General features: G+C 63.2%; 2 protein-coding genes and 1 pseudogene. 1 reads left to right on the forward strand and 2 read right to left on the reverse strand.

The window, feature by feature from the left end; translation table 11 throughout:
• A partial coding sequence (locus tag PLL20_22095) for a hypothetical protein (protein HPD32692.1) occupies positions 1-758 on the forward strand: 758 nt, incomplete at its 5' end.
• A gap of 64 nt (positions 759-822) precedes the next feature.
• On the opposite strand, the pseudogene PLL20_22100 reads toward PLL20_22095, so the two are convergent.
• Together PLL20_22100 and PLL20_22105 are read right to left on the reverse strand one after the other, a co-directional pair.
• Positions 823-1,044 (reverse strand): annotated as a pseudogene (locus tag PLL20_22100) (hypothetical protein).
• 99 nt (positions 1,045-1,143) lie between these two features.
• On the reverse strand, positions 1,144-3,067 hold a 1,924-nt coding region (locus PLL20_22105; protein HPD32693.1), incomplete at its 5' end, for a hypothetical protein.

Genomic DNA, 3,067 nt, shown 5'->3' on the forward strand with positions numbered 1-3,067 from the left:
CATTGGCACGCATTCATGCGGAATCCGGCGTCGCCGTTCTGGTCGTGCCGGCCGACCGGGAAGGTGCCTATGGCCACTATGCCGCCAGGCAGCTGCTGGGGCGCCGGCTGACCACCACCCACGTGCTTGATATCGGCGGCGGCAGCCTGCAGATCGCCGGCGAGAAACGATCGTTCGCCGCCCCGCTCGGGCAGAAATCCTGGCATCGCCTGCTCTGCGAACACCTGCGAGGCACGACCGAGGTGCCCTGCCAACTGCAGCCGATGAATGAGCGCGACCTGACCCGTGCCCGAGCCCTTATCGCCGTGCGCATCGCCGATGCCGGACTGCCCCGCGAAACGACGCTGACGGCGATCAGCCGCCCGGTGAGTCGCGGCCTGCTGCCCGCCGTACGGCAACTTGCGGCGACCGCAGGCGAGCCACAGTCGAGTCTGCGCCGCCGCGAGTTGCAGGCGGCGATCGCACAACTCGCGCCCCTTGACCTCAGCGCGACGATTGCGCGTACCGGGGCAGCCCCGAGCCACGCCGCCTACCTGTTTTCCGACCTGCTGCTTGTCGACGGCCTGATGCGCCTTGCGGCCGACGGGGAACTGCACATCGCCGAAGCCAGCTTCTCCAATGTTCCCGGCCTGCTGGCCGATGACCAGGCCTACGCGTGGTACGGCCGCTACGCGTGCTATCTGCAACGGCTCGCGGATGGCGGCATCGCCGCCTTCGCATCCGACCCGGCCACCTGCCCGCCTGATCAGCTGCGCTGAGCGGCATCCATGAAAAAGCCCCGTGCCGCATCCACTGCTGCACGGGGCTCATGTATCAGGCCGCTCAGGCCGGATCGAAGCGATCCGCGTTCATCACCTTCGTCCAGGCCGCCACGAAGTCCTGCACGAACTTTTCCCTGGCGTCGTCCTGCGCATAGACCTCGGCGTAGGCGCGCAGTACCGAGTTCGAGCCGAAGACGAGATCGACCCGGGTCGCCGTCCACTTCGTGGCACCACTGGCGCGATCGACGATCGCGTAGCTGTTGCGGCCAGTCGGCTGCCACGCCGGCACAAGCCGTCGCCATCACAACAACCGCGATCAACACTACTGTGCCTCTCATTCTTCACTCCTTTCCCATATTGGCTATGACCGTTCCCGTGCGTCTCATTTCTTATGGGCGACAATCGGAATTCCGTCTTGAACCACATCGGCGATCCAAATCTCGTGATGCCACGACCCAAACCCACGCTCGATGACCATGCGGCTCATATCGGGCGCCGACCAGGCGCACCAGGCAAAGGAACCGTCGAATACCTGGGTCGCCTCTTTCGCGTCCGCGTCATAGACCCAGAGTCCTCCCTGCCAATAACACCCGATCGCCAACCGCTTGCCATCCGCCGACCAGGAGATGAACGAAGGCCTGCTTCTGCCAAGCCCCGGCCAGGATGCCGCCTCCGACCCCTCTGCCAGATCCACGATCTTGAGCGCGCCGGTCTTCTGGTCAATGAATGCGATCGATTTCTCATCCGGCGACACCACGGGAAACTGCGATTCACATGCGAACACCTTCTTCGGATCGGGGTTGTTGGGATCGGTCGACAAAGAGTACACCATCTTGTCCAGACGGCTGTGGTAGTAGAGCCTCTTGGAATCGCCGGCCCAGTTCGGCCAACCGCCCTTGGCCAGCAGCCGCGGACGCTCCGTGCCGTCGGCTTTGATGATCCAAACCTCCTCCTGCTTCCACTGCTGAGGCCTCTCCTGCTCCGGGGACGCCAAGTCCTGCATGGACAAGAACTGTCGGTCGCGAACGTAGAGAATGTGTCGTCCGTCGGGAGACCAGGCCGGGTCTTTGCCGGGCACAGTCAGGAGGCGGGTCTTACCTGTGCCGAGATCGAGGATCTCGATCCCGCTGGCGCCGAGCACGCCTCGACTGTACGCCAACTGCATGCCGTCGGGGGAGAAACTCGGATGAAACCCTTCCGGCACAACGCGCCGGGCCCGCTCGGCAAGGCGATGGTATTGCCTGGCCGCGGCGTGCATGTTCTCGAAGACCTCTCCCACCGGTGGTCTGTCCTGAGGGTGCCAAGAGCCTCTCGACCACAGACTGTCGGAAACGTACTTGGCGGCCAGGGAATCGAAGTGCATCGGGGTCATCAGGCCGGACTTGAGAATGCTCTCGTACTCTGTCTGCGCCTTCTCGTACCGACCCAGCGCAAGCAGCACACAAAACAGATTGAAATGGTAGGATGAGTTGTGAGGCTGCATCTGGACACAGGCCTGCATATCGGTCAGAGCGTCATCGTACCTGCCCATCCGCACGAGAGTCCGGTGACGTTGATTGCGGAGATCCGCCAGGCGGTTGTCGTATGGCGACGTCAGATCGATCGCGCGGTTGTGGTCCGCCAAAGCCTTGCCCAGGAGATCACTGTCGTTTTGGACCAGCGCCAGTTCACGCCTCGCGACGGCGCGAAGTGAATAACCCGTGGGGTTCCTTGGTTGGCTCCCGATCATAATGGATGCCTCTGTTTCCATGTCGCGGTATTCGCCGAGCGCCAAACAAGTCAGCGCGCGGGCCCGGCGGGCGTCGGGATTTCCCGGATCCAGTTGCAGGGCCTCTTCGAGCCATCGGAGAGTCCCCTCGACCGTCTGGGACACGACAGCGCGTAGCAAGAAGGCCTCGGCCGTTCTCGGCAGCAGTCGTTCGCCATGCTGCAGGTGAATCTCCGCCTTGTCCTTCATGTGAGGATCGCGGGCTGCGGACTCCAGGTAGATCCTCGCCAGGAGGAAATGGGCGTTGGCGGCGATTTCGGACCGTTCGTTCAAGAGTTTGAACAACTGCTCGACGCTGGCGTCGGGGTTCTGCATCTCCAGCAATGCCCGTGCATTCAGAAGCCCTGCTTCCGGGCCGACGAACCGGCTGGAAAGGATGGGTTTCACCTCGGCCAGCGCCCGCTCGTAGTCGCCGCTGGTGACCAAGTCCTCGACCGACGCGATCGTTCGAAGATGGTCGTTTCGAATTCGCTCGGTCCGAAAACGCAGATACGCGCCCGGGACAAGCAGCAGACCGACGACAATCACCGCAACCGCC

This window comes from Phycisphaerae bacterium (assembly GCA_035384605.1).
Taxonomy (GTDB): Bacteria; Planctomycetota; Phycisphaerae; order UBA1845; family PWPN01; genus JAUCQB01.